Below are 26663 nucleotides of genomic sequence, written 5' to 3' on the forward strand. Positions count from 1 at the left end.
AAGAATCTTGCGGATTCTCCGAGCCAGCTGGTATAGTGGAGGAACAACTTACATGGGGGTATGTATGAAACGTTCTTTTGTATTGGTGTTCCTGCTGCTTTTGGGAGCGACCCTGGGGCTGAGTGCCCAGGTCACCCCGGAGGACAGCATGTACTTTTTAATGACCGACCGGTTTTTGGATGGCGACTCGTCCAATAACTACACGGTGCGGCCCAGGGATCTGACGGCGTATCACGGGGGTGATTTTGCCGGAATAATCCAGAAATTGGATTACATAAAAACCTTGGGGTTCTCGGCTATCTGGATTAGTCCCGTGGTGGATAACCAGAGCGGCGGATACCATGGCTACTGGGCTGTGGATTTCTACGGGGTGGAGGAGCACTTCGGGGATATGGAGATCCTCAAGCGGCTGGTGGATGAGGCCCATAAGCGGGATATCAAGGTGATTATCGATCTGGTGGTGAACCATACCGGGGTTATGCATCCCTGGCTTCCTGATCCTGAGTATGCTGATTGGTTCCATGAGCGCCGGACTATTCAAAACTACGAGGATCAGTTCGAGGCGGAGAATTATTGGTTATCCAGTCTGCCGGACCTTGCCCAGGAACATCCTGAAACGCGGCAGTACCTCATCGATATGGCTATTTGGTGGATCGATCAGCTGGGCCATGACGGATACCGCTTGGATACCGTCCGACATGTTCCCCACGATTTCTGGACAGATTTCGCCCGGGCCATAGACCAGCGGTATCCGGATTTCTACCTCATGGGTGAGGTATTCCACGGTGATTTTACCAAGGTAGGCAGTTACCAACAGGCGGGACTGGACGGACTGGTGGACTTCCCCATCTACTTCAGCATCCGGGATTTTCTCCGGGAGGGGAAGAGCGGAACCCAGTTTGCATCCCGGATTAACCAGGCCCGGAGCTACCAGGACCGGGATCAGATGGCCACCTTCATCGATAATCACGATGTCCAGCGCTATATCAATCAGGTCCGGGAGCGGGTGGATGAAAAGCTCAGCCAGGGTTTGCTGTTCATGTTTACCTACACGGGAATTCCCCTGCTTTATTACGGTACCGAAGAGCCCATAGACGGGGGATCCGAGCATTCCGGACGCCGGGACTTTAATTGGGAGGCGGAGCTGCGCTTCGGCGGCCTCATTTCCACCTTCAACACCCTGCGCAGGGAGAATCCCGCCCTTACCTCCGGGGATTTCCGTATTCTTTACAGCGATGAGCATACCCTGGCCTTTACCCGGAGCACCGATGATCAGGCCTTTGTGACGGTGTTGTACAACGGCGAGGAACCGGTGAAACGTTCTATTCCCCTGCCCGAGGATTTTTCCGGGTACAAGAGCGGGGTTCAGCTGCTGGGACCTGAGTGGTTGGGCGATTCCGGGGGCAGCGACCGGCCCGGCCGGCAGCGGGAGGCCCGGGATCGGGAGGTTGTTGCAATAGCCCGTCAGGAATCGGTGGAGGTGGCCGATGAATATTCCGCCCGGGGTGCCAAGAATACCCGGGAATTGGAAGAGGCCGGCCGGGTGTTCCGGGTTTCGGGTGATACTCTGACGGTCGAACTCGAGCCGTATACCGGTTCGCTCATTAAGATGTCCCAGGAGCCGGCTCCGGCAGGTAAGGGACTGCTGATTACCGTACTAAGCGTGGTCGCCGCTGCGGTGGCTGGTCTGCTGATCGGATTATTGGCAAAGTAGGTGCGCAGGCCGTAACCTCCGGCTCCATGGGGGCCACCCCTGGGGGTGAACTGGAGAGGGACGCCATACCCAGGCTGGGTTACCGGTGATTACCCACTGCGGATAATAACACATTAATAACGGGCCTTTCGTGGATGCGCGCGGGAGGCCCGTCATATGTGCCGGGCCTGTTCACGGAGATCCTCCAGCTCGGTTATCCAGAACGAGCGGGTTCCCCAGGCAGGATGGTTTTCCTGAAATCCCCGGTCCCGACGCTGCCTGCTCTGCCATGCCAGGTAGTAGATCATCCGCATGAACCGCAGGGGTTCGATGAGGGACAGCTGGGATTCTGCCAAGGGATTCCAGGACCGGTAGCCTTCCAGGAGCAGTTCCATCTCGTAGCGGCTGTCTTCCAAGCGGCCGGGAAGCAGCATCCAGAGGTCCTGGACGGCGGGCCCCGTCATCATATCGTCAAAGTCCATGAGCAGAAGGCCTTGGGGACCCCGGTCCAGGATATTTCCCCGGTGGCAGTCGCCATGGATCCGGATGAGGGGGATGGACTGAAAGAGCGGCTCGATATCCCGGCAGACCCTCCGGGCGAGGCCCAGAAAATCCAGGGATAGTTCGGGATGAATGACCTGTTCGGATTCCAACTCATCCAGGAACAACCGGGTGGAAGAGCCGGGGGTACAGGTGAGACGGTACTCGGCCTTCCGGATTCCCGAAGCCCGGTGCAGCCGGCCCACGAGGCTGCCTATCCTGATCCAGTCTTCTTCCCTGTCGGTGTCAAAACTGCGGCCGCTGCGTTTGGGAAAGAGGGAGAAGAATATCTCCAGCTCTTGGTCCTGGGGTGAAGGTTCGGCGGGATGGTCCAGGGATAGTACAGCCAGATAGTCTTCGGGATCGGGGGGCCGGTCGGAGTGCAACCCATCGGAGGGGGGCCGGTCCCGGGCGGATTCGGAGTCGGGCAGATGGGTGAGGGGTTGTTCCAGGGGCAGAGGCGGCACTACGGGCAGGTCTAGGGAGGCGCAGTCCAGGGTGAACTGGACCTCTTCCTCCAGGGCCTGCTCGGTCCACCTGCCGGGGCGGTAAAACTTGACCATGAGCTCCTGACCTTGGTCGGTGCGGAGCCCATAGACCCGGTTTATATAGCTGGGGTACCCGGTGACAGTACCGTCCAGGTTTAGTTCGTAGGCCTGTTCGACGGCAGCTATGACCATGGGAGGGGTGAGCCGGGAAAAATCAGACACCTGGCGGACCCTAGTCCTGGGGATAGGCGAGGTTTTCGGGTTTCGGATCCCGGAGCACCTCTTGGATGAATTTCTTTGATTCCCATTTTGCCATGGGTAGATCGTGGCTCAGGTAATTACCGCAGTCCCGGGCGGCGGCTCCCGGAACATCCTCGTTAAAATCACCCATAAATTCGAACATTTCCCGCACCAGCGGCAGGATATCCCGGCTGGTCAGGTTTCCCTTAATGAGGAGGTAATTGCCTGTACGGCAGCCCATGGGCCCGAAGTAGATGACCTGGTTCGACCAATCGGGATGGTTGCGCAGAAAGGTGGCGCCCAGGTGCTCGATGGTATGCAGGGCCGGAACGTCCACCACTGGTTCTCGGTTGGGTTCCTTCATGCGTATATCAAAGGTGGTGACGTGCTGGTCGCCCAGGGTGTCGATACGGGACACAAAAACACCCCGCTGAAGGGTGTGGTGGTTTATTTCGAAACTGGGAATCTTATTCATGATGGTTCTCCTTCTAATGTGATGGTATGACTAATTTCAATGAGGTCGCAGACCGCCGTTGCAGAATTCCGGGCTGCAAGATGGAGGTTTTCCTCGAAATCTCCCGTACTTGCTTCATCCGCCCGGTCGGAAACCGCCCGGATGATCAGGTAGGGGATACCCAGCTGGTGGCACGTTTGGGCAATGGCCGCACCTTCCATTTCTATGGCCCGGACATCGGGAAACCGCTTCAGCACCCCGGTCAGACTCTCGGGATTCGCCATGAATACATCCCCGCTGGCGACCAAGCCGGTAATGCCCCGGAAGCTGGTTGTATGCTCCAGCAATGCTTGGGCGGCGGCCAGAAGCCCCGCATCCGGGGTAAAGCGGTCGGGCAGCCCAGGAATCTGGCCGGGTTGGTATCCGAAGGCGGTAACATCTACATCGTGGTGAATCACCTCCCGGGAAATTATCAGATCCCCGATGGCGAGGTCCGGGCCGATGCCCCCCGCTGCCCCGGTGTTCACCAAGAAGGCCGGGTTGAACAATTCAATCATCAGGGTTGCTCCGATGGCTGCGTTCACCTTGCCGATACCGCATTGTAGAATGACGACCCGGTGGTCGCGAAGCAAACCGGTGTGGAAGGTAAACTGCTCCCGGGTAATGGTCCGGGGTTCCCGAAGTTCTCCCAAGAGCAGGGAGATTTCTTCTTCCATGGCTCCGATTATTCCTATCATGTAGCCTCCTGGGGTATCGTCCAAGTCCCCAACGTCAATGTACCTACGATTCGGGCGAATCTCCAGCCGGAGAGTAATCCGCCTGATCGGCCATTTCTTCCCGTGACGGCCATTTCTCCTGTAGCACGCGCTTCTTCCCGTGACAGTTGCTCGGAACCAGGATAGCGAAAAAGACCGGTTCTTACCAGCCGGGGGCCGGAATCAGCGAGGTACGAGCCGATCCCAGCGGACCCCTGGGTAATGGCTCGGAGCGGCTTCCACCCTTGACAAAACCCGGGCCAGGAATTAATATATGAACAAATGAGCATATATAGATGAAGAGTACAGATACCAAGGAGCGGTTATGGAGACCATTAAAAAATACCGAATAGAAGGAATTGACTGCGCCAATTGCGCAGCGGATATAGAACGCGCCCTGCAACGTCATCCCGGCCTGGAGCAGGCTCGGATAAACCTGGCAACCCAAACCCTGGGGATTAACCCGGGCTATCTGGACACGGCCCGGTCCGTCATTGCATCCATGGAACCCCAAGTGCGGGTATCCGATCGTCGGGAACCATCCCGTTCCCCGGCGGAGCTGGGGAAAACCGCCGGAATGTCCGAAGGGACCGCCAATCCCTCCCGGGGGGGAGAGCAGGTGAGAAATGCGGGTACTTCTGAGGGGGCCGGCGGCCCCTCTTCGGCCGCGGGACGCGGCCTCCTGGGCGTAGTCTCCGGGCTTCGTACCAGCCTGAGCAGGTTTTTTGAAGACCGGGAGCTTCTCCGGCTTGCCGCGGGCGGACTGTTTTTCCTCGGGGGAATCATTCTCGGATCTGTTACCTCCGGTGCGGTGTCCATGGCGCTCCGGGGATCATTGTTGGGACTTTTCGGTCTCCAAGCCGGGCCGGGGCTTGGGTGGCTCCAGGGATTTACGGGTATACAGGCATTATTTACCACAGCCTTCATTATTACCGGTTGGCCGGTGGTGTGGTCAGCTCTGAGGAATCTGGTACGGGGTGCGGTATTCGATGAAACCCTGCTCATGACCATTGCGACCCTGGGAGCGGCGGCGATAGGCGAGCTGGCGGAGAGCGCCGGGGTCATGATTTTTTACGGCGTGGGGGAATGGTTACAGGACCGGGCAGTCAATAGAAGCAGGCAGTCCATCAGCGCCCTGGTGGATTTGCGTCCCGACACCCTTCGTCTGGTGGTACCCGGGGGTGAAACCCGGACTATTCCCGCATCCGAGGCTGAACCCGACCAGGTAATCGAGCATTGGCCGGGGGAGCGGATCGGGGTGGACGGGATTCTTGAGAGTGCCCAGGGAAGTTTCGATACCAGCGCCTTGACCGGGGAGTCAGTTCCCAGGACCATCCGCCGGGGCGAAGAGGTGGCGGCGGGATTCCTGGTGACCGACAGTCCGGTGCGCCTCCGGGTAACCCGGCGGGTCGAGGATTCGGCGGTAAGCAGGATTCTGAATCTGGTTGAGGATGCCACTGATAAAAAGGCAAAGACCGAGCGGTTTATTGCCCGGTTCGCCAGGATCTACACCCCCCTGGTGGTAGCCGCAGCCCTGGGAGTGGCCCTGGTGCCGCCGTTAGCATTCGGCGGTGATCTGAATCAGTGGGTGTACCGGGCTCTGACCATCCTGGTTATTTCCTGTCCCTGCGCCCTGGTCATCTCCATCCCCCTGGGGTACTTCGCCGGCTTGGGAGCCGCCAGCAGGCGGGGTGTCCTGGTCAAGGGTGCGGAGTACCTGGATCGGTTAGCCAGTCTCTCCGGCCTCGCCTTCGATAAGACCGGAACCCTGACCAAGGGGGTCTTCGAGGTTCGTCGGGTGAGGGTATCTGAGGGGTTTTCTGAGGACGGGGTGATTCGAATGGCTGCCGAAGCCGAGGCTATGAGCTCCCATCCCATCGCCCGGGCCATCCTATCCTATGCCGAAGGGGGGGGGATCAGCCCCGGATCCCGGGAAGAACAGGAACGAACCGAGCATCGAGGCATGGGAATCACCCTAAAAGAACAAGACCGCAGCATTGCCGTGGGGAATGGGCGGCTCATGGAAGATCTCGGTATCCAGGTGCCCCAAGATGGCCTCGGGGGAACGGTGGTATATGTTGCCCTGGACGGACGGTATGCCGGGGTCTTGGAGATTGATGATGAGGTTAAGCCCGGAACCTGGGATCATATTCAGGATCTGAAACGGGCCGGGGTTTCTCGGATGACCATGGTGACAGGGGACCGGGAAGAGCCTGCGGTTCGGATGGCCAGGGATCTGGGGATTACCGGGGTACGGCACTCACTGCTTCCGGAAGATAAGGTTTCGGTGCTTGAAGGCTTCATGCAGGAGGACCGGGGTACCTCGGGATTCATTGGAGACGGCATAAACGATGCGCCGGTACTCGCCCGGGCCGATGTGGGGATTGCCATGGGCGGATTGGGCAGCGACGCCGCTATTGAGGCGGCGGATGTGGTGCTCATGTCCGATTCCCTGGGCGCATTGGGCGACGGAATCCGGATCGGCCGGCAAACCCGTCGGATTATTTTGCAAAACATCATCTTTGCCCTGGGGTTTAAGGCGATCATCATGATCTTCGGTATTCTGGGCGAAGCAACAATGTGGCAGGCGGTTATCGCCGATGTGGGGGTTGCCTTGGTGGCGGTGCTGAACAGCATCAGAATCCTTCCGGGAACCCGTTCCTGATTATTTCCAGGCAAAAGGCTCCGGTGCTTCGGTGCAGGGGGGGAGATACTATATCCTGTTTGGATCGGGCCCGAAGCCCCTGGGCTTTTGAACGGTGGCCTCCACTTGGGTGAAGCCCCGGCTTTCCCCCGGCTATCTCCTGGATATTCCGACCTCCATGAATTCGAAAGCCCCGGTTGGCCCCGGGGAGAAAAGCTGCTTGCGCCTCACCCTGGACTTGCTATACTGAAGGAGTAGGCAAGACGAGGAGGCCGCTATGGACGCAATCCTGAATTGGGGAATGGAACTTATTCAATCCTTCCAGAGGCTGAGTAGTCCGCTGCTCGACGGTGTTTTTACCGTCATTACCGTTCTGGGGAACGAGGAATTTTATCTGTTACTAGCGCCCCTGCTGTTCTGGTGTTATGACCGGCGACGGGGCATCCGTTTAACCATGGTTCTGTTGGGATCGAATTTCGCGAACCAGGGGCTGAAGGAGTTTTTCGCCCTGCCCCGGCCCTTCGAGGTTAATCCCCAGGTGGAGATCGGCCATGCTACGGGGTACTCTCTGCCCAGCGGCCATGCCCAGGGCAGTCTCACGTTTTGGGGTGTATTGGCGCCTTGGATCCGCCGGGGTTGGCCCCTGGCCCTGGTAGTAAGCGGACTGATCGGCATTTCCCGGGTGTACCTGGGGGTGCACTATCCCTCTGATGTGCTCGTCGGCTGGGCCGTGGCGGCGGTAATTCTGGGTGTGTACTACGCCTGGGGTGATACAGTGGAGGTGTGGATTCTCGAGCTGTCATGGATGGCTCAGCTGGCTTTGGCCGGGGCGGTGAGCGCCATTATGGTCTTGGTGAACCCCGCAGATACCGCTACGCCGGGAGTCTTGTTGGGGGCGAGTATCGGTCTTATTCTTCCATGGGGTGATTTCGATGCCTCCGGGAAGCTTGGGACAAAGCTTCTCCGGTACCTTTTGGGTATTGCCGGGGCCGGTGTTTTTTACGTGGGACTGAGCCTGGTATTTCCCGGAAAGGATGAGGCCGGGTACCATGTACTGCGGTTCCTCCGGTACGGCCTGGTCGGGATTTGGATTACCCTGGGAGCTCCCTGGGTGTTCCGGCGGCTGGGGCTCGCCCAGGGCAGCGCAGACAGCCCGGAGAACCCGGAAAGTGGAGATAGCCCGGAAAGTGCAGACAGCCCGGAAACCGGGACCCAGACTGCCCAAGGACAGGGTGATACGGCCCGCCAGGAAGACGGGGAATAGGCGGTGAGACTGCTTGAGGTTCTGGTTTTTCTTGGTGCGGCGGGGTACAGCCTCGGTCTGGGGCTTCGGTACCGGGAGGTACGAAGGGCTCGGCGGGGCGAGCTGGCGGGATGGATTATTCCGCCGGGGGTACTTCTCGGGCTTGGATTGACACATCTGCTGCTGGAGGGGCTCAGGTGGCCCCTCATTCCCATGTATACAGCCGGCATACTGCTCACGGTTACCGGAATTCTCATCCTTATATTCGGGCTGTTAAAGCGGCTTCTTCCCCAGCTCCTCATCCGGAGCTTCGGCTGGACATCCCTGGGGCTGGCTCTGATAGGTCTGGTATTGGGGGTGGTGGTTCCGGTGGAACGTATGCCCGAACCTACGGGGCCTCATGAGGTTGGGACCCTGGTCTTCGAGGTGACCGATAGCAACCGCCGTGAGCCCTACGGTTCCGCGCCCCAGGGATTGCGGCGGATCCGGGTGCAGGCCTGGTATCCCGCCGCAGGGGTATCGGGGTATCCCCGGGCGGCCTGGCTGGAAGATGGACCAGTGGTGGCTCCGGCGGTTTCCCGGTCCATGGAATTCCCGGAATTCTTACTCGGCTACGCTGCCCTGGCCCGGAGTAACGCCTTTTGGAATGCTCCGGTCCTGGAATCCCCGGAGGATGGGGCGTCTGGCTTGCCCCTGGTTATTATCAGCCACGGCTGGACGGGGTTTAAGAATCTCCACGGGGATATTGCCGAAGATATAGCGTCCAGGGGCGGGGTGGTTATGGCCCTGGATCATAGCTTCGCTTCAGCGGGGACGGTCTTTGATGACGGCCAGCGGGTTCTACTGGATCCTGAGATTCTTCCCGAACGCGGAGAACCGGATTTCATTCCCGCAGCCCGGCGGTTAATCTATACCTTCTCTGAGGATATCCGGCTGCTCCTGGATGTCTTGGTTGCCGAAACGGGGGGCGGAGACCGGCCGTCCCCGGGGGTAGTTCGGGTATCCGACGGGAGCCTGCCTGTGCCGCCGCCTCCCCGTCAGAACCGGGGTGAACCAGCCCCGGGGGAGATTCCGGTACAGGTTTTCGACGAGCTGCTGGAGGCCCTGGATCTATCCCGGGTGGGATTGATCGGGCATTCTACCGGGGCGGGGGCGGTGGTTCAGACCGCCTTGGAGGACAGTAGATTCCGGGGGATTGTCGGCCTTGATCCCTGGGTAGAACCCCTGGATGCTGATTTCCTCCGTCAAGGACTCTCTGTACCAGCACTGATCTTTCGGAGCCAGAGCTGGCAGGGGCATCCCAACGACGCGCATCTGGAGGTTCTCGCCAGTCACGCCCAGAGTCCCCTGGGGCTGTTTCAGATCCGGGGATCAACCCACAACGATTTTACCATGGCCTATATGTTCGGGCCCGTCGGCCGGATGCTCGGGATGCTGGGGCCTGTGGGTGCAACGACCATGCAGTCGGTGCTCAGGGAATCGGTAAGCGGATTTTTTGACGCCCTGTGCCGGGGTGAAGACCGGGGGGTACAGCTTTTCCAGGCAGCCGCTGGTTTTCCCATGGTGGAGGCCGCCGGATTTTAGGCCTTCCCCTTTGCCGGTGTCCTCTGCCTGTTACCGATGCCGATTGCCCGAGGCGCGGTGGTTTCTGCCTGTTCCCCGATCTCCGGAGCGCTCTGGGCCGTGGGCCGAACTCCCGGGCCGTGGGCCGAACCCCGGGGCTGTACCTGAGGGGGCCGGGTGTCCTGGAAGAGACCTGCCCCTGGCGGCGGGCGTTAAAATCATTTAGAATAGCCGGCCTATGACATTACAGGAAGAAATTGATAAGCGGCGTACCTTCGCCATAATTAGCCACCCCGATGCAGGAAAGACCACCCTGACCGAGAAGCTGCTGCTCTACGGAGGCAGCATCAGGGAGGCGGGGGCGGTTAAGTCCAATAAAATCGACCGCAGCGCCACATCGGATTTCATGGAGATTGAACGCCAGCGCGGGATTTCCGTGGCCACCTCGGTAATGAGTTTTGAGTACGGCGGTAAAATCATCAACATTCTGGATACACCCGGGCACAAGGATTTCGCCGAGGATACCTACCGGACCTTAACGGCGGTGGACAGCGTCATTCTGGTGGTGGATTCGGTAAAGGGTGTGGAAGAGCAGACCGAACGGCTCATGGAGGTCTGCCGTATGCGGGACACCCCGGTGATCGTCTTCGTGAACAAGCTGGACCGGGAGGGGCGGCTGCCCTTGGATCTCATGGATGAGCTGGAGGAAAAGCTGAACATCCGAGTGCGTCCTCTAACCTGGCCGGTGAACCGGGGCGACCGGTTCAAGGGGGTGTTCAACCTGGTGGAGCAGAACCTGTACCTCTTCCGGCCGGGCAAGTCCACGGTTGAGGAGGAGCGGGTGCTCATCCAGGGGCTGGACGACCCGACCCTGGAGGCCCAGGTGGGGTCCGAGGATGCCCAGGTGCTTCGGGAGGATGTTGAACTGGTGGAGGGTGCCTACGGGGATTTTGATCACCAGGCGTACCTGGAGGGCCGGGTTGCCCCGGTGTTTTTCGGTTCAGCCCTGAATAATTTCGGGGTGCGGGAGCTTCTGGAAACCTTCCTTTCTATTTCGCCCCTGCCCCAGGGCAGGGAAACGGATCAGCGGCGGGTTGAGGCTGAAGAATCGGATTTCAGCGGCTTTGTATTCAAGATTCACGCCAACCTGGATCCCCGGCATCGGGACCGGATTGCCTTTCTCCGGGTGTGCAGCGGGGTGTTTGAGCGGAATACCTTTGTCCGTCATGTCCGCCTGGGGAAGAATCTTCGGTTCTCCAATCCCTACAGCTTTATGGCCAGCCGGAAGAATGTGGTGGACCAGGCCTTTCCCGGGGATGTGGTGGGCTTGTATGATCGGGGTGATTTGAAGATCGGTGATACCTTAACGGCGGGCGAACAGTTCATGTACCAGGGAATACCAAGCTTCAGTCCCGAGGTCTTCCGGGAGCTCACGAATCTAGATCCCATGAAGAGCAAGCAGCTGGAGAAGGGAATCCGCCAGCTGACCGAAGAGGGACTTGCGCAGCTCTTCATCCAGGACCAGGGCCGGCGCAAGATTGTGGGTACCGTAGGAAGCCTGCAGTTCGATGTCATTCAATACCGGTTGCTCAATGAGTACGGAGCAAGCTGTCGCTTCGATCCCCTGAACTTTGCCAGGGCATGCTGGATTACCAGCGAAGATCCCGGGGCCCTGAGGGCGTTTATGGAATTTCGGGGCAGTCAAATCGCCCTGGACAGGGATGAAAATCCCGTATATTTCGCCGAAAGCGAATGGCAGCTGAACTATCTGCGCAGCGACAACCCGAAGATCGAGTTCCATCTGACCAGCGAGTTCAAGCTGCGCCGCCAGGAGGCCTAACATGCCCGGGGATCCCCGCCAGATCCTGAGTCACACCTTCGGCTACACCGAATTCCGTCCCTTTCAGGAGCAGATCATCCAGCGGGTGTTAACCGGCCGGGATTGTCTGGCGGTGCTTCCCACCGGGGGCGGTAAATCCCTCTGCTACCAGATTCCCGCCCTCTGTCTGCCCGGATTGACCCTGGTGGTTAGTCCGCTGATAGCCCTGATGGCCGATCAGATTTCTGCCCTCACTGAGGCCGGGGTGCCTGCCGCGACCCTGAACAGCAGTCTGGACGGCCGGGAATACGCCCGCACCCTGGATACCATAACCTCCGGCCATCTGAAACTTCTCTACGCCGCCCCGGAAACCATCGCAGGTCCCCGGTTCCGGGAGCTTCTTGCAACCCAGAACCTCAGTCTGCTGGCTGTGGACGAGGCCCACTGCATCTCCCAGTGGGGCCATGACTTCCGCCCGGAGTACCGCAGCATCGGACTGCTTCGCCAGCGGTACCCCGGGGTGCCGTGTCTGGCTCTTACCGCTACCGCCACCGAGGAGGTGAAAAACGACATTGCCGTTAGTCTATCCCTGGATACATCCCAGGGGGGGCTGGTAAGCGCCAGTTTCAACCGGGCGAATATCGATCTGGCGGTGCTGCCTAAGAAGGGCGGCCGCCGCCAGGTGGTGGAACTGGCGAAGCGCTTTTCCGGCCAGTCGGGAATAATCTACTGCATGAGCCGGAAGGGCAGCGAGGGTATCGCCCGGGCTCTGACCGATCAGGGCATTGCCGCCCGGGCCTACCATGCCGGCCTGGGGGATGCCCAGCGGGGGGAAAATCAGGAATGGTTTATCAGGAGCGAGGGAGCTGTGATGGCTGCCACCCTGGCCTTCGGCATGGGAATCAATAAGCCCGATGTGCGGTATGTAATTCACGCCGATCTGCCCAAGAGTCTGGAGTCCTACTATCAGGAGGTCGGCAGGGCGGGCCGGGACGGTCTTCCGGCCCAGGGGATCCTCCTGTACTCCTACGCCGACGTGCACAAGATGCGGGTTATTCTGGGCAATTCCGAGGATGGTGCCTCGGGTGATGCCATATCCCAGCTGCGCAAGGTGGTGGATTGGGCCGAGTCCCATGAATGCCGGCGGGTTTCCCTGCTCCGCCATTTTGGGGAGGATTTCCATGCCCGGGACTGCCAGGGCTGCGATCGCTGCCGGGGGGATGATAATCAACACGATTTGACCCTGGAGGCCCAGAAGCTGCTTTCCTGCGCGTTCCGCACCGGGGAGCGTTTCGGGGGCGGGATACTCGCCGATGTATTGGTGGGATCGGGAAACCAGGCTGTGCTCAGCCGGGGATTCGACCGGATCAGTACCTACGGAATCGGGCAGGAGCATCCCCGGGACTGGTGGATCGCCCTGGGCCGGACCCTGGAACAACGGGGCCTGTTCCGGCGCCGGGACGACTTCGGGGGATACTCCCTTACCCAGGAGGCCTGGGACTTCTTCAAGACCAAGGATCCGTTCCTTGCCCAGGTCCAAGGCCAGGAGAACCCGAGTCTCGCTGACGGCTACCGTCCCGGGGTCGATGACGCCCCCGGAAGGGCCGGGGATTCAGCCCACCGGAAAAGCACTGAGGCAGGAAGCCGGACCGGCGGTTACCGGGGTCTTACCAGCACCCTTGATCAGGCGGTGGCCCAGGGCGAATTGAGTAAGACCCTGGTCGAAGCTCTCCGGTCCCTCCGAAGGGACCTGGCCTCCCAGCGGAATGTCCCCCCCTACGTCATCTTCTCGGATAAAACCCTGGCAGATCTGGCCAGCCGCCGTCCCGGCACCCTTGATCAGCTGAGTGGAATCTACGGATTGGGGGATGTGAAGATTCAGCGCTACGGCGTGGATATTCTTTCTGCCCTGGGAACGGCGACAGAGCCGGAATGAGTGCCAGGAATTCCCGGGGAGAGCAGAATGTGGTGCTTCGCGCACCAGCGTCCCGATGAGCTCACCGGATGGTAAAAACCGCTGAATCCTCGGTAAGTCCGTTGCTTCCCCAGATAGTCACCAGGTACTCCTGTCCGTCCCCAGGGGATCTGGTCCAGCGGTAGGTGTCTTGGGAAATTTCACCCACAGAGCCTGCTTCAAGGCTGAAGATGGGGCTTTCCCGATGGGGTTTGTCCTCGTAAAAATCCAGGAGAGAGAGCTCAAGGGTGGCTCCCGGACTAACGGTTTGGTCCGGAATATCGAAGTCGGGGGTTCCATAGAATAACAGACAGGTGGGCAGGAGCAGGAAGGATAGGATCAGGGGTTCTGAAAGCAGCCGCCCTGGAGAAACGCGGATTGGTTTCATAACGGGCCTCCTCCCCCAAGTATACCACCGAATGGTTAGGGCACCCAGGCAGAGCGGTTTATATGATCGTAACCAGCACCGGATAAGCGGCGTGCGCTGAGCCCCGGCCCCAGGGGTAGGTCGCCGGCATGGATTGTTACACCCCGTTGCTCACCTACAAACCAAACCAGAACAAAATTAAAGCCCGGGAGCCGGAAAACCGGCCGTCCGGGCTCATATTCCCCGGTCCCTGAGGGGCCGGATGACCGGTTATTCAGGGCCGAAGAATGGGTAAAGGGGTCGTGTTACCGGGATCCCGTCTTCATGCGCCCGTCCACCTGGGGAGCAACGCTGCCGGTTTTTTGGATGTATTCAATGAGTATTTCATCCAGGCCGTCAAAGTTTCCCACCACCGGGGCTTGGGTGAACATGGTGTATTCATCTCCCCCTGCCGCCATAAAATCATTGGTGGCTAAGACGTAGGTTTCTTCAGGATCCAGGGGCTGACCGTCCAGGGTAACGGAGATCAATCGGTTTCCCGGTTGGGCGGTACCGTCGAATACTACCTCTATACCCGCGACATGGGGAAATGCGCCCTTTGTTTCGGGGTAGCTGTCGATGCCATGTTCCAGGGCTGCAAGGATGTCGGCTCCGGCAATTTCCTTAGTAATGATGTAGTTGCCGAAGGGTAGGACGGTTATTACATCCCCCACGGTAATCTGTCCCTGGGGGATGCTTGCCCGGATTCCCCCTCCGTTGGTAATAACGATATCAGCTCCGGTGGCATCCAGGACCGCATCGGTAATGAGGTTTCCGAGGTTGGTTTCTCCGGCCCTGACGTCCCCGCGTTCCCCGTTGAGGGTTACCCGGGTGGATCCGATTACCTCGCTGGTCATGGCCTCAATGGATTCTTTCACCTCGGAGATTATGGCGGTAACCGCCGGGTCGGGGGTTATTCCCTCGGCTTCCTCCTTAGTAATGATGGAGGCGGTTAGATTGGTGGTGCTGCCCTGTACCCGGAGGGTAACCTTTCCGAGATTTTTATCGTATTCTCCGGCTTGGACGATGAGGGTCTCGCCCTCCCAGAGGCCTTCTTCGAGGGTTGTGTGGCTGTGGCCGTCGATGAGCAGATCGATGCCGGGAACCTCTTTCGCAAGCCGGGTACTGGTGTGGAATGAATCAGGATCAACTCCCAGATGCACGATGCCGATGACCACATCTGCCTGTTCCCGAAGCTGGGGTACGAGTTCCTTGGCTGCATCGACGGGATCAAGGAAGTCCAGGCCCCGAACGTTGTCGGGATGGGTTTTGTAGGTGGTTTCCGGGGTTGCAATCCCAAAAACGGCAATACGCAGATCCGCAACATCGAAGAATGTATAGGGTGTCAGGATGGGGGCGCCGTTTTTTAGAACGTTTGCCGCCAGGATTGGGTAATCGGTTTCCTCGTCAAGCTCCAATAGCCGTGCCTGGCCGTAATTAAAGTCGTGGTTACCCGGCGCCATAGCATCCACGCCGATGCCGTTCATAATCCGGGCAATGCTTTCGCCTTGAACCAGGGTGGCAATGGTCTGGCCGTGAAAGGTATCTCCGGCGTCAAAAACCAGGACGTTTTCATTGTTGCTGCGCTCCGCCTTAATGAAGGCTGAAAGCTTCGCGAGTCCCATACCATCGTAGGGGCCTTCCTCTACCCGGGAATGGGTATCGTTGAAATGGAAAATGGTGATCTCCGCGGCTTGTCCAACGATGGGCATAGCCAGGAACAATACCAGCGCAGCAAGTACGCCGGCTCTCATGAGATAGTTACGTTTCATAATGATTCTCCCTTGGCGGAACTGGTTAGCGGTCCGCCTTCTTCGTGTAGTGTGTACCCTAGTATGATACAAATCGATGGTGATTTGGGATAAAACCCATGAATTTTTTAAGCAAATTAAGATAAACCCAAACGGCAAATAGTTTTCAGTTTGATTTAAAGGTGAACCCCCTTCAAGAACCTGCTTTTTGTGCAGGTCTCGGAAATGATTCATACTTTTAATCCGGATCTGATAATCCAAACTCTTATGAAACCTTTTGGTGTTATAGAACCGACAGTACCGGTTCAGCCCGAATTTGAGATCCGCCATGGTCTCATAGCTTTTAATGTAGATATCTTCGTATTTTAGGGACCTCAAGAACCGTTCGACATAAATGTTGTCCAATGTACGGTCTTTGCCATTCATGTTGATCTGGATATTGTGCTCTCCAGAAATGGCGAACGCCCAGATGGAGAAAGAAATCCTTAAAAAAAGCCGCCGTGTACTTTGCAAAAGAGTCGCTGCCAGGTACGCGTTTATAAAGGAGCAGCGATGGGATTTACCTGCCGATCTACCAGTAAATGTGTTGGAGGTCTCCCGAAGCGGATTTTATAGCTGGTTGACTCGAAAGCCGTCAAAACAGGCCAGTGAGGATCGGCATTCGTAGCCGTTGATTCGCGAAGCCTACGAGAATGGGTGAAGAACCAGCCCCACAAAGTGTTCTAACCTTTAAAATTCAAAGGATCAGTAGCATATCAAAGTTTATTAGGGTAGATTCTCAAACCCTACTTGTATAATACCCCCCGTGGGTATATATTGCATATACCCACGGGGGGTATAAATTCAAATTAACTAGGAGTATAACACTATGGCTAATCCAATCAAACCAGTCTTGATGTACATAAAAAAAAGAATTAACCGATCCTTAGAAAACATGGCCAAAGAAAACAAACGGCAATTCGGTAATGGGCGATTAGATTGCTGTGATCTCCAAAAAAAATCTGAGAAACAGTTGTAACCGTAAATACCAGTAAGGATCATTCATGTCGCCAAGAATAATACATATCGGGCCCGTAAGCATCCCACTCCTCGGACTTTTTATCATCATAGGAATTCTGACCAGTATAGGTCTCCTCTCCTATGACGCGGACAAGAAAAAACTAGACAAAGATTTGATATATGATAGCATCACAAAAATATTGATTTTTGGGATCATTGGTGCACGAGTTTATTACATTTTAATCTTCAATTTAAAACCATATATCGAAAACCCCCTGAGTATATTTTTTGTATGGCAGGGGGGATTATCAATCCAGGGAGGCATTCTCGGGGGCATCATAGGGGGTGTAATCACATTTAGAAAAGACGCTATCGGCTTCTGGAAAATGGCGGATTTTCTCGCCCCAGGAGTAATTCTCGCCCAAGCAGTGGCACGAATCGGCTGTGACGTTTTTGGCAATCCTATTGAAAGTCCACTTCCATGGGGAGTCGTTGTCGATGGTATCCATGTTCATCCTGTACAAATGTATGAGTCACTACTCAATTACCTTTTATTCTTCATACTTTGGATTAGCAGAGAAAGAATACGGTTTCAAGGTCAACTTTTCCTTTCATACACCATCGGTTTCTCATTAAACCGATTCATTGTAGAGTTCTTCAGAACGAACCCAATGATACTTCCACCCCTCACAGTTGCGCATATAACAAGCATAGGATTTATTATTCTTGCAGGCATTATTTGGATGGTATTGGGGAACCAGGAAAAATTCCAAATACAACACACCAAAGTAAATCGAATTAACACCATAATCCCTCTGCTCACAACCATCATATCAATTGCCGTTTCAACCTTTATTTACTATAGGATTTACTGGTCATAATCTTATGAGACTCGCGCAAATCAAGCCCCATGAACACGAGATACCTGGTCAAATTAAGTCCCGGTATATTTCTCAGCTTCTCATGGCTCTGAGTTCAGCAATCATAGTCCCTTTATCACAAGCGAATGAGATTTGGTGGTATGGTAACCCGGCTTTAGGCTTGATTGCATATGTCCCCCTTTACATCGCCACTATTTCATCCAAATCATTGAGAGAATCGGCGGGATTGGGAGCCTTGTTTGGGGCCGTATCAACGATACTATCCTACTTCTGGCTTGCTAACTTTGGAGAATTCAGCCTTTGGACTATTGGTGGGGTAACTGTAGTGTACACTACCTATAATGGGGTGCTTAATACAGTCTTAGGGCTCGTTCTGAAAACCTTCCTAAAACAGAGACCACTGATTTTCGGGATATTCTGGACTGGGTACGAATTAGTAAAAAGTATTGGGTTTTTAGGGTTTCCCTGGGGCCTTGCAGCATATCCATTTTCTGATTTTTTACCCCTAGTACAAATTGCAGACATCACCGGTGTGTACGGTATAAGTTTTATTGTTCTGTATCTAAATGCTTTCATTGCTGAGGTGTTGATGCTCTGCTTCAGAAATCGGGTTCATCCTACTCCGATAACTTACAAGATTCTGGTTTTACATTTGGTATTTATTACTGGACTGCTTACAATATATATTATCTACGGGTACAACAGACTCGCATATAATGCAGAGATTACAAACGAGCTTGATGTCCTAATGGTACAGCAAAACAGTGATGCTTGGGTTGCGGATAACCAAAACGAAACCCTTTCACTTCTCCAGAGATTAACCCAGGAGAATACTGCCCAAAACAACCCGGATCTTGTTGTATGGAGTGAATCCTCATTACGTAATCCATATCAGGATACATGGGTGACATACTATGATACGAATCCGACAGGGTATCCGTTTAATAGCTTCCTATCCGACATAGACGTGCCCCTTCTCACCGGAGCACCTTATACAAAAAATAATAAATCTTATAATTCAACAATTCTCTTTGACCGAAAAGGTAACCCCGTAGATCATTACAGTAAACAGCAGCTAGTCCCGTTTGCAGAGAGAGTTCCTTTCTGGAACCTGCAAATTGTCAGAGATTTTTATAAGGATGTACTCGGGTTGGTTGCTATTTGGTCCCCGGGGGACAGGCAGACAGTATTCCAGGTAGAAGGTAAAAACGGACCAGTTCGATTCGCAACACCAATCTGCTTTGAAGACTCATTTTCAGGAATAACGCAGATTTTTTCAAAGCAGAATGTCGATCTTTTTATTAACCTAACCAATGATGCATGGTCAAAAACAAATTCAGCCCAGTTGCAACATTTCATTTCCTCCAAGTTTCGCACAATTGAGACACGAACCACCATGATCCGCTCAACGAACGCTGGTGTAACTGGTGTTATTGATCCCTGGGGAAAAACCCTAGTAACATTGCCGATGTTTACCGCCCAGGCATTACGAACAACGGTTCCAATCTATAACTGGAGGAACAGTCCAACAATATATACCCAAATAGGAAACAGTTTTGGGTGGCTACTTGTAGGAATTGCCCTCATTCTATTAGCATTCAGTCTATTACCACAACATCTTTGTCGAGGGTTTTACAAACGGATCACTGACAGACACAATATGGCCACTCCATGAAAAAGGCCTCTACAGACCCATGCGGTAATAAGTGATTTAATAAACTGGACAGCCTCACACCCTGCACCGTTAGTCTGAACATTGATTACGATAACTCCTACATCGAAGGGTAGAGATAGTAGGTTCGCTTCTATTGCCACCTGGAAATGGTAATCTAAATTACCCTGGCTCTGTCTATGAAGGAAAACCTTGCATACCCTACAGGGGTATAGTATGCTTAATATGGAACGGAAAATATAGGAGGGATCCATGGAAACTATCAGTCAGAAATACACCTATTTCCTTGAAAGACACAAACGAATTCTTCTACTCGCTATTGCCATTATTACAGTGGTATTTGCAGCCTTTGCCCTCACTACTACTATTGATATGGGAATGTATAATCTGCTACCCGAAAGAGATCCGATAGTGCAGAGTTTCAAGGAAACATCTCGGAATTTTGGAGGTTTCGACAGCCTAATTATTACAGTGTCTGGCGGCAGTAACACAATCCAGCAACATTCTGCTGAAAAAATCGCAGAGATGCTCGGGAACCTGCCAAGCATGATCAGAGCTGTTGATTACCGTTTGCCCGTTGAATTTTTTACCAAGCGAGGCTTGTTGTATCTTGAAGAAAAAGATCTCGACACGTTTATTAACGCAGCTACCCAGACTCTTTCCTCTGAATCTGAACAGACAGTACTATCCTTTCTCGCTCAATTAAACACAGGAAACCTGATGCAAATGAAGCTCTCGTCAATCTCGGACAACCCTCTTGTATTTCAAAACGGATATTACTATACACCGGATAGTTCAACACTTTTAATCATTGCCCGGCCAACAAACCCTAATCATGATATGGTCTTTTTCAAGAACCTTATTCAACAGGTAAACAAAGATCTTCAACCTATCCAAACACAGTTTCCGGACCTAACAATAACCGTTAGCGGAATGCCGAAGATGATGGAGGAACAGCAAAGCTATCTCAATGACCGTATTCTATTGGTTACTATTCTCGCTTTGATAGGAATCATCCTTCTTTTTACCTTCATGTTTCACAGACTCTCTTCAGCCTTATTGGCAGCCATTCCCGTAATAATCGCCATTATATGGACAATCGGAATAAACGAGATTGTTATAGGACAATTAAACCTTGTTACAAGCATCTTTTCAGCAATACTTCTTGGTTTGGGAATTGATTTTTCTATTCACTTCATATCTCATTTTTTTCTACTCATTGACAAGGGCTATAGCAAAAGTCAAGCAGTTACCCGAGTAATAGAGAAGGTAGGTAGAGGTCTGACATCAGGGGCACTAACAACCACTATAGCCTTTTTCCTTCTTATGTCTTCGGACTTCAAGGGCTTATCCGAACTAGGTTTCATTGCTGGTATAGGAATAATGATAAGTTTTTTACTTACGATGGTTCTGCTTCCCATTTTTCTTTTGCAACTTAATGCTGTAAAGAAATCCTCTAACAATGGGGGGGTAGAGTTCTCAAGCCACGCGAGTACGGTACTGCTCAAAATGAAGATACCCATTTTATTGGGCTTTATAGCTATCCTAATTCTACCATTTTTCATAGATTTCGAACTGCAGTTTAATTACAACGCATTCTCATTGCTCCCGGCCATTCCTTCTGTTGAACGCCAGGAAAAACTGATAGCAGATACAGGGATGTCATTTGATTTTAGTATTGTAGCTGCAGAGTCAATATCTGAGGCCCGAAAACAATATGAAGCCTTATCAGACCTATCAATTGCATCCTATATCGATTCACCTACGGCTTACATACCCACTCTCCAGACTGAAAAAATCAAGAAAATTAAGGATCTTTTGATTGTGGTGGAGTCTAAGCTGGACAATCTCACCCTTGAACAGTTTTCTAACGACCAGCAATCACAGATTTTAGACTACTACCAATATTTAAAACAGACCGTTGATAATGGGCCCATCGGTTTTGAAGATCTACCAGCAGTAATTCAAGACAAATACCAGGGTTCCGATGGAAGCATTGCGACATTCGTATATGGCAATCTAAATATGTGGGAAAAGGAACAGATGGAGGTTGTAATACAAGGACTAAAAAGCATAACAAATAATACCTCGGGCACTCCATTTATGTGGTATACAATCGTGGATTATATTCGAGAGGATCTCATCTCAAGCTCACTGCTGGTTCTTATTGCCATGATAGTCATTGTATCTATAGATTTTAAAAGGCCCTCACGCATTGCACTTGTGCTCATTCCTGTCGTAACTGGGTTTGGTTTACTTCTTGGATTTATATCCTTGATGGGGATCAAGTTTAATGCGGCAAACATAGCCGCTTTTCCCATTATACTAGGGATAGCAATTGACGATGGGATTCACATGATCCGTAGCTTTATAGAGGAGAAAAGCACATCCATTACCCCGATGCTACAAAAATCCGGAAAGGCTGTGTTGACTACATCCCTTACAACCATGATCGGATTCGGTAGTTTGTATTTTGTAGGGGACCCGTTAGTATCTGGTTTAGGGGTTCTCCTATTCTTTGGTTCTTTATTCAGCCTTATTGCAAGTCTGACCCTGCTTCCAATAATGACCCATCTTCTGAGAAACCAGGTGTTAAAAGCATAGCGCTGTTTACTGGTAGGTACCAAAGCGGCTGCAGATCAATCACTGACTCTTCATAGTTTTGTCCGGTTGCAATACCATGCCATATGATATTCGCCGCTTTCGGTGCCCACCACTCCCATGGATTACTAGCATCAATCCAAACTACTACAACATATTGTTGTTCACCGGGCTGTGGATCCGTAGGACCGAAGGAAATAAACCAGGAATGTTTCCTATCCTCATCACCTGTTTCGCCTGTTCCTGTTTTTCCCGCAACCTGTAGAGCATCGGTGGTTATAACTGATGTTGGTGTTCCATCAGTAATGGCATACCTCAAACCTTGGCGCAACTGAGAAAATACCAGGGGGTCAATATCCAGTGTTCGAACCACTTCGGGAGTGATTTCCTTTTCAATGCGGTTTGATACGGCGTTCCGGACTTCTTTGACCACATGCGGTTTATAGATAATTCCATTATTTACAATGGCTGAGGTTAAGATTGCCATTTGGAGTGGAGTTGTTGCCAGATAGCCTTGTCCGATGGATAAATTCACCGTATCGCCTATTGTCCAGCCTTCAGAGTAGAGAGATTGCTTCCATCCTGGATCAGGTACCAGCCCGGTGATCTCTCCGGGTAGATCAATACCGGTTCGTGAGCCTAACCCGAATAGCCTTGAATATTTAGTAATCTGTTCATGCCCAAGATAGTCTTTGCCAAGTAGATAGAAATAAGTGTTGCATGATTCAGCCAGGGCCTTTAGCCAATCCACCCGTCCATGCCCATCAGGGACATGGTCTCGGAACATCTGGTTTCCAACGATGATATAGCCGGGATCCTCAATCTCTTGGAATGGATCAAATACCTTTTCCTCCAACATTGCAGCACTCAGGACTACCTTGAAGGTTGAGGCGGGACCAACAGCAGACTGAATAGCCCGGTTAAGTAGTGGGGCATCAGCACCATTAAAAATACCCGTTTCATCCTGTGGGGTTAATATTGTGGAAAAAATGTTTGGATTAAAATCCGGGTAGCTTGCCATCCCCAGAATTTCTCCATTTGAGGGATCCATTACCACAATAGCACCATTTCTCCTGCCTAATGCGGCTTCAATCAATTTTTGAATGGTCATATCAATGGTCAAGACAATTGCATTCCCATTGATAGGTTTTTTAATTACATCTCGTGAGCTAACTGGTCGACCCAATGCATCAACAGTCACCTTGCTCATCCCCGAGGAACCACGCAAATCCATGTCATATTCATTCTCTATGCCAGACTTACCAATAACCGATTCAGAAGAATAACCCTGGTTATAAAGTAACTGAAGCTCCCTATCATCGATCTTTCCAGTATAACCAAGTACATGCGCAAGACTCGCCCCCTGAGGATACGAGCGAACAGAATTCTCGATCCATTCAACTCCTGGAAATGCTTCGATTCGTTCGGCGATCTGGGTTACCATAGATAAATCAATATCTGTCCGAAGGTTGATCAGATTAAGGCCTGCTTTTTTTCCGGAGGCTATTCTGTCGGATAATTCCTGTACATCTGATCCTAATATTTCCGCCAGCTCATCAAGAAAAAGGGATGAATCTCTGGGGTTATTCAATAACCTCAATCTGATTGTGTAACCGGGAATATTGGTTGCTAGCCGAATCTTTCTATCCCTATCCCATATTTCTCCCCTCAGACCCTCAATTATCGAAGTCCTCTGAGTTATCCGTTTAGCCTGTTCGGAGTAGAGGAAAGCGTCGACAACCTGAAGAGACAATAATTTTATAATATATATAAATATGACTATCCCCATTATTGCCGATAGGATGGTATAGCGCCTACCAATATTAAGTTGGATCGTTTTCTTTGAGGTCTCACTTTTTCTTAATACCATAGGGAGGTATGGTACATGAAACAATGAGAATAATCTATGCACATGAGCCAATTGGAAAAATCATTTGCAAGAGTCTTCCTTGGAATCATAATTGAAAGAATGCTTATAAGCCCTTGTATACCCTTGGGGGGTATGGTATATTTAAATCAGTTATTATAGATAAATACCTATTCCAGGAGGAACATATGACAACGATGCAAAGAGAAGTAAGCTTCCCTATCAGGGGAATGACCTGTGCAAGCTGCGCATCCCATGTAGAGTCTTCATTAGCTTCAATCAAGGAAATTCAATCAGTGCGGGTGAATCTTGCAACCGAGCAAGCGACCGTTAGAACGGAAAAACCGTATCTTCCAGCAGCAGATCTGCTTGAAGCGGTGGAAAGTTCAGGTTATGAAATACCTCTGGTTACAACAAGTTTGCATGTTACGGGTATGACTTGTGCAAGCTGTGCTTCATCAATTGAGGCTGCATTGGCTCGGATGGATAATGTCGTCTCAGCAAGAGTGAATCTGAGTACAGAAACAGCTACCATATCTCACTTCGCTTTAAGCGTCTCCGAAAGAGATATCATCTCTATGATCCAGTCTGTCGGATACGACGCTATACCGATGGAGGATGTCAAGCAGATAAATCAGGAGGAGTTGGAACAACAAAAGATGCAAAATGCTCGCAATAAAATGATTGGAGCCTGGGCTTTTACTGTTCCAATAATTCTCTGGATGTTCCTCGAAATGTTTTTTGGTATCACTTGGCCATCTGAAGCAGTTTTTAACTTTGGAATGATTGCCTTAGCCATACCAGTGTTGTTCTGGGTTGGTCGTAAAACCTTTGTAAGCGCATGGAAAGCAACCACCCACGGTCATGCAAATATGGATACCCTCATAGCAATTGGAACCGGCGTATCACTGTTAACCGGTCCTCTATCATTTATTTAGCCAATAGCAAATTACGCAGGTGTAGCAGCTATGATCATGGCCTTCCACCTGACCGGCCGGTATGTAGAGGAATCAGCAAAGGGCAGGTCGTCACAGGCCATCAGAAAACTACTTGAACTTGGAGCCAAAACAGCACGAGTTATCCGAGACAACAAAGAGGTAGAAATCCCCATTGACCAGGTAGAGATTGGCGACATCATGGTAATCCGATCCGGGGAAAAGGTTCCTACCGACGGTATCATACTATCAGGCCAGAGTGCTCTTGACGAGTCAATGGCCACCGGCGAATCCATGCCAGTTAACAAAGAGGAAGGTGATGAGGTAATTGGTGCCACCATAAACCAGGATGGCCTTCTTAAGGTTAAGGCTAGCAAGGTTGGAAAAGACACCTTCTTGTCGCAAGTAATCAAAATGGTGGAGCAAGCTCAAGGAACAAAGGTACCCATTCAAGAATTTGCTGACCGGGTTACTGGTATATTTGTTCCGATCGTAATCGGTATTGCCGCCCTCACTGTTTTAGCATGGGTAGTGTTTCCATCACTCATGCAACCTCTCATTGAAGCAGGTACATTTTTACCCTGGGTAAACCCAAACCTTGGTAGCTTGACCCTAGCAATAATCTCAATGGTTGCAGTACTAGTAATTGCCTGCCCCTGTGCTCTTGGATTAGCTACCCCCACCGCCCTGATGGTTGGAAGCGGAAAAGGTGCTGAGAATGGAATTCTCATTCGAAGCGGCGAATCCATTCAATCGTTAAAAGAGGTAAAAGTTGTAGCCTTTGATAAAACCGGAACCCTCACCAAAGGCAAACCCGAGGTTACCGATGTTATAAGTATCCTAGGGAATTCAGATATAGACATCCTTCGGCTTGCAGCAGCGGTGGAATATGCAAGCGAACATCCTTTAGCAAAGGCGGTGGTGAACCATGCCAGAGATAGGGGTATTGAGAAATTACCAGAGGTTACCGACTTTCTCACTATCCGCGGAAAGGGTGTCCAGGGGAATATTGATAATCAGCAGGTCCTTATCGGTACCAAACGCCTGATGGTTGAAGAGGGTGTAAATGTACAGGATATAGAATCCCAAATAAGCAGGCTTGAGAGCGAAGCTAAAACCACCATGATAGTGGCATCTGACTCAAAGGTAATTGGCGCCATTGCCATGGCGGACACTCTGAAAGAGGAATCCATCGAAGCCATTACTGCTCTGCATAACCAAGGCATTAAAACTGCGATGATTACTGGCGATAATCGGCGTACCGCTGAGGCAATCGCAAAGCAGGTTGGTATTGATCATATACTTGCCGAGGTATTGCCAGACGGTAAGGTTGATGCAGTAAAGCTACTCCAGGACCAGTTTTCAGTTGTTGCTTTTGTAGGAGATGGAATCAACGATGCTCCAGCCCTAACCCAGGCAAATATCGGAATTGCTATAGGAACAGGGACAGACATTGCAATCGAAGCAAGTGATGTTACCCTGGTAAGCGGGAAGTTAGGAGGAGTTGTTTCTGCAATCATCCTCAGCACCGAAACCTTTAAAAAGATCAAACAAAATCTTTTCTGGGCATTTTTCTACAACATCGTGATGGTTCCCTTGGCAATCATTGGGTGGATGCACCCAGTACTTGCAGAAATTGCTATGGCTGTTTCCTCCATCAGCGTTGTGAGCAATGCTAATAGGCTAAAAAACATTTCATTAAGTCCAAAAAAGAAAGGAGGGAAATAAATATTAACATTTCAGGATGTGCTGAGTAAGCACTCAAATAATAACTTCACAGAACATCATTTGTTAGGAGTATAAAATGGCATTAGATCCAATATGTAATATGGAATTTGAGGAAGAGAAGGCAGTAGCCACCGCTGTATATGAGGGCAAGAATTATTACTTTTGTTCTGAGGCATGTAAAAATGAATTCCTTCGGACCCCCTGGAAATATGAGTCAAAGGCTTCTTCAAAGGCGGAGGAATCCGGGCATTCGTGTTGCAGTTGATTTACTTGGTAGATAGGTCACAGCATCGACTAGCAGGCTCCATTAATTGATGAGCCTGCTTCTTTACAAACTGGAGAGGAATTCATGAAACACAATACTATTGTGATTGTTGGCGGTAGTGTACAATTCTTTCTGTAAAAGTGCTCTCTGTAAGGGGGCTTGAAA

The 26663-nt window shown here is 52.2% G+C and carries 19 protein-coding genes and 1 pseudogene; 13 read left to right on the plus strand and 7 right to left on the minus strand.

What is annotated here, in order from left to right:
- The first annotated feature begins 64 nt into the window (after positions 1-64).
- Positions 65-1714, plus strand: coding sequence for an alpha-amylase family glycosyl hydrolase (locus DC28_RS10585; RefSeq protein ID WP_052078767.1), 1650 nt, complete (start codon positions 65-67; stop codon positions 1712-1714).
- 152 nt (positions 1715-1866) lie between these two features.
- On the opposite strand, the gene DC28_RS10590 is transcribed toward DC28_RS10585, so the two are convergent.
- The 3 genes from DC28_RS10590 to DC28_RS10600 are packed head-to-tail and all read right to left on the minus strand — an operon-like array spanning position 1867 to position 4152.
- Positions 1867-2943 (minus strand): phosphotransferase, encoded by a 1077-nt coding sequence (locus DC28_RS10590; RefSeq protein WP_037548216.1) that lies wholly within the window; start codon positions 2941-2943, stop codon positions 1867-1869.
- Positions 2944-2953: 10 nt separating this feature from the next.
- On the minus strand, positions 2954-3436 hold the full coding sequence (locus DC28_RS10595) for an S-ribosylhomocysteine lyase (RefSeq protein ID WP_037548218.1): 483 nt from the start codon (positions 3434-3436) through the stop codon (positions 2954-2956).
- Positions 3433-4152 (minus strand): 5'-methylthioadenosine/adenosylhomocysteine nucleosidase, encoded by a 720-nt coding sequence (locus DC28_RS10600; RefSeq protein ID WP_037548220.1) that lies wholly within the window; start codon positions 4150-4152, stop codon positions 3433-3435. Before DC28_RS10600 ends, DC28_RS10595 begins: the two co-directional genes overlap by 4 nt.
- A 343-nt stretch (positions 4153-4495) precedes the next feature.
- Between DC28_RS10600 and DC28_RS10605 the strand changes: the two genes are divergently transcribed.
- From DC28_RS10605 to DC28_RS10625, 5 genes are all read left to right on the plus strand, one after another.
- Entirely contained in the window at positions 4496-6835 is a 2340-nt protein-coding gene (locus DC28_RS10605; protein WP_037548223.1) for a heavy metal translocating P-type ATPase, read from the plus strand.
- A 256-nt stretch (positions 6836-7091) separates the two neighbouring features.
- Positions 7092-8078, plus strand: coding sequence for a phosphatase PAP2 family protein (locus tag DC28_RS10610; RefSeq protein ID WP_037548225.1), 987 nt, complete (start codon positions 7092-7094; stop codon positions 8076-8078).
- Between the two features lie 3 nt (positions 8079-8081).
- Positions 8082-9641, plus strand: a complete 1560-nt coding sequence (locus tag DC28_RS10615; protein WP_037548228.1) for an alpha/beta hydrolase — start codon at positions 8082-8084, stop codon at positions 9639-9641.
- A gap of 217 nt (positions 9642-9858) precedes the next feature.
- On the plus strand, positions 9859-11460 hold the full coding sequence (locus DC28_RS10620; RefSeq protein WP_037548231.1) for a peptide chain release factor 3: 1602 nt from the start codon (positions 9859-9861) through the stop codon (positions 11458-11460).
- A 1-nt stretch (position 11461) separates the two neighbouring features.
- Positions 11462-13375 carry a RecQ family ATP-dependent DNA helicase gene (locus tag DC28_RS10625; RefSeq protein WP_052078768.1) on the plus strand — a complete coding sequence of 638 codons (1914 nt, stop codon included), beginning with the start codon at positions 11462-11464 and terminating at the stop codon, positions 13373-13375.
- Positions 13376-13436: 61 nt separating this feature from the next.
- Here DC28_RS10625 and DC28_RS10630 read toward each other — a convergent pair whose 3' ends face one another.
- From DC28_RS10630 to DC28_RS16935, 3 genes and pseudogenes are all read right to left on the minus strand, one after another.
- Positions 13437-13781 carry a hypothetical protein gene (locus tag DC28_RS10630; RefSeq protein WP_037548234.1) on the minus strand — a complete coding sequence of 115 codons (345 nt, stop codon included), beginning with the start codon at positions 13779-13781 and terminating at the stop codon, positions 13437-13439.
- A 284-nt stretch (positions 13782-14065) separates the two neighbouring features.
- Positions 14066-15571 (minus strand): bifunctional metallophosphatase/5'-nucleotidase, encoded by a 1506-nt coding sequence (locus tag DC28_RS10635; protein WP_037548473.1) that lies wholly within the window; start codon positions 15569-15571, stop codon positions 14066-14068.
- 240 nt (positions 15572-15811) lie between these two features.
- Positions 15812-16063, minus strand: a pseudogene (locus tag DC28_RS16935) (integrase core domain-containing protein); the annotation flags it as partial.
- A 382-nt stretch (positions 16064-16445) separates the two neighbouring features.
- On the opposite strand from DC28_RS16935, the gene DC28_RS16940 reads away from it, so the two are divergent.
- From DC28_RS16940 to DC28_RS10650, 4 genes are all read left to right on the plus strand, one after another.
- Complete coding sequence (locus tag DC28_RS16940) at positions 16446-16568, plus strand: LDCC motif putative metal-binding protein (RefSeq protein ID WP_408020235.1); 123 nt, start codon at positions 16446-16448, stop codon at positions 16566-16568.
- A gap of 25 nt (positions 16569-16593) precedes the next feature.
- Positions 16594-17430, plus strand: coding sequence for a prolipoprotein diacylglyceryl transferase (lgt, locus tag DC28_RS10640; protein ID WP_037548238.1), 837 nt, complete (start codon positions 16594-16596; stop codon positions 17428-17430).
- A gap of 82 nt (positions 17431-17512) precedes the next feature.
- Positions 17513-19105: an apolipoprotein N-acyltransferase gene (gene lnt / locus DC28_RS10645; protein ID WP_162180225.1), complete on the plus strand. Its 1593-nt coding sequence runs from the start codon at positions 17513-17515 to the stop codon at positions 19103-19105.
- Between the two features lie 249 nt (positions 19106-19354).
- On the plus strand, positions 19355-21706 hold the full coding sequence (locus DC28_RS10650; RefSeq protein WP_037548246.1) for an efflux RND transporter permease subunit: 2352 nt from the start codon (positions 19355-19357) through the stop codon (positions 21704-21706).
- On the opposite strand, the gene mrdA is transcribed toward DC28_RS10650, so the two are convergent.
- Positions 21639-23573 carry a penicillin-binding protein 2 gene (gene mrdA, locus DC28_RS10655; protein WP_081942137.1) on the minus strand — a complete coding sequence of 645 codons (1935 nt, stop codon included), beginning with the start codon at positions 23571-23573 and terminating at the stop codon, positions 21639-21641. The two genes, DC28_RS10650 and mrdA, sit on opposite strands and share 68 nt — an antisense overlap.
- A gap of 185 nt (positions 23574-23758) precedes the next feature.
- On the opposite strand from mrdA, the gene DC28_RS16640 reads away from it, so the two are divergent.
- The 3 genes from DC28_RS16640 (at position 23759) to DC28_RS10665 (ending at position 26498) form a co-directional block, all read left to right on the plus strand.
- A complete protein-coding gene (locus DC28_RS16640) occupies positions 23759-24508 on the plus strand; it encodes a heavy metal translocating P-type ATPase (protein WP_202962971.1) in 750 nt (249 codons plus the stop codon).
- 3 nt (positions 24509-24511) lie between these two features.
- On the plus strand, positions 24512-26233 hold the full coding sequence (locus DC28_RS10660) for a copper-translocating P-type ATPase (RefSeq protein WP_280938014.1): 1722 nt from the start codon (positions 24512-24514) through the stop codon (positions 26231-26233).
- Between the two features lie 76 nt (positions 26234-26309).
- On the plus strand, positions 26310-26498 hold the full coding sequence (locus DC28_RS10665) for a YHS domain-containing protein (protein ID WP_037548250.1): 189 nt from the start codon (positions 26310-26312) through the stop codon (positions 26496-26498).
- The last annotated feature ends 165 nt before the right edge of the window (positions 26499-26663 follow it).

The organism is Spirochaeta lutea (assembly GCF_000758165.1).
GTDB classification, from domain to species: domain Bacteria; phylum Spirochaetota; class Spirochaetia; order DSM-27196; family Salinispiraceae; genus Spirochaeta_D; species Spirochaeta_D lutea.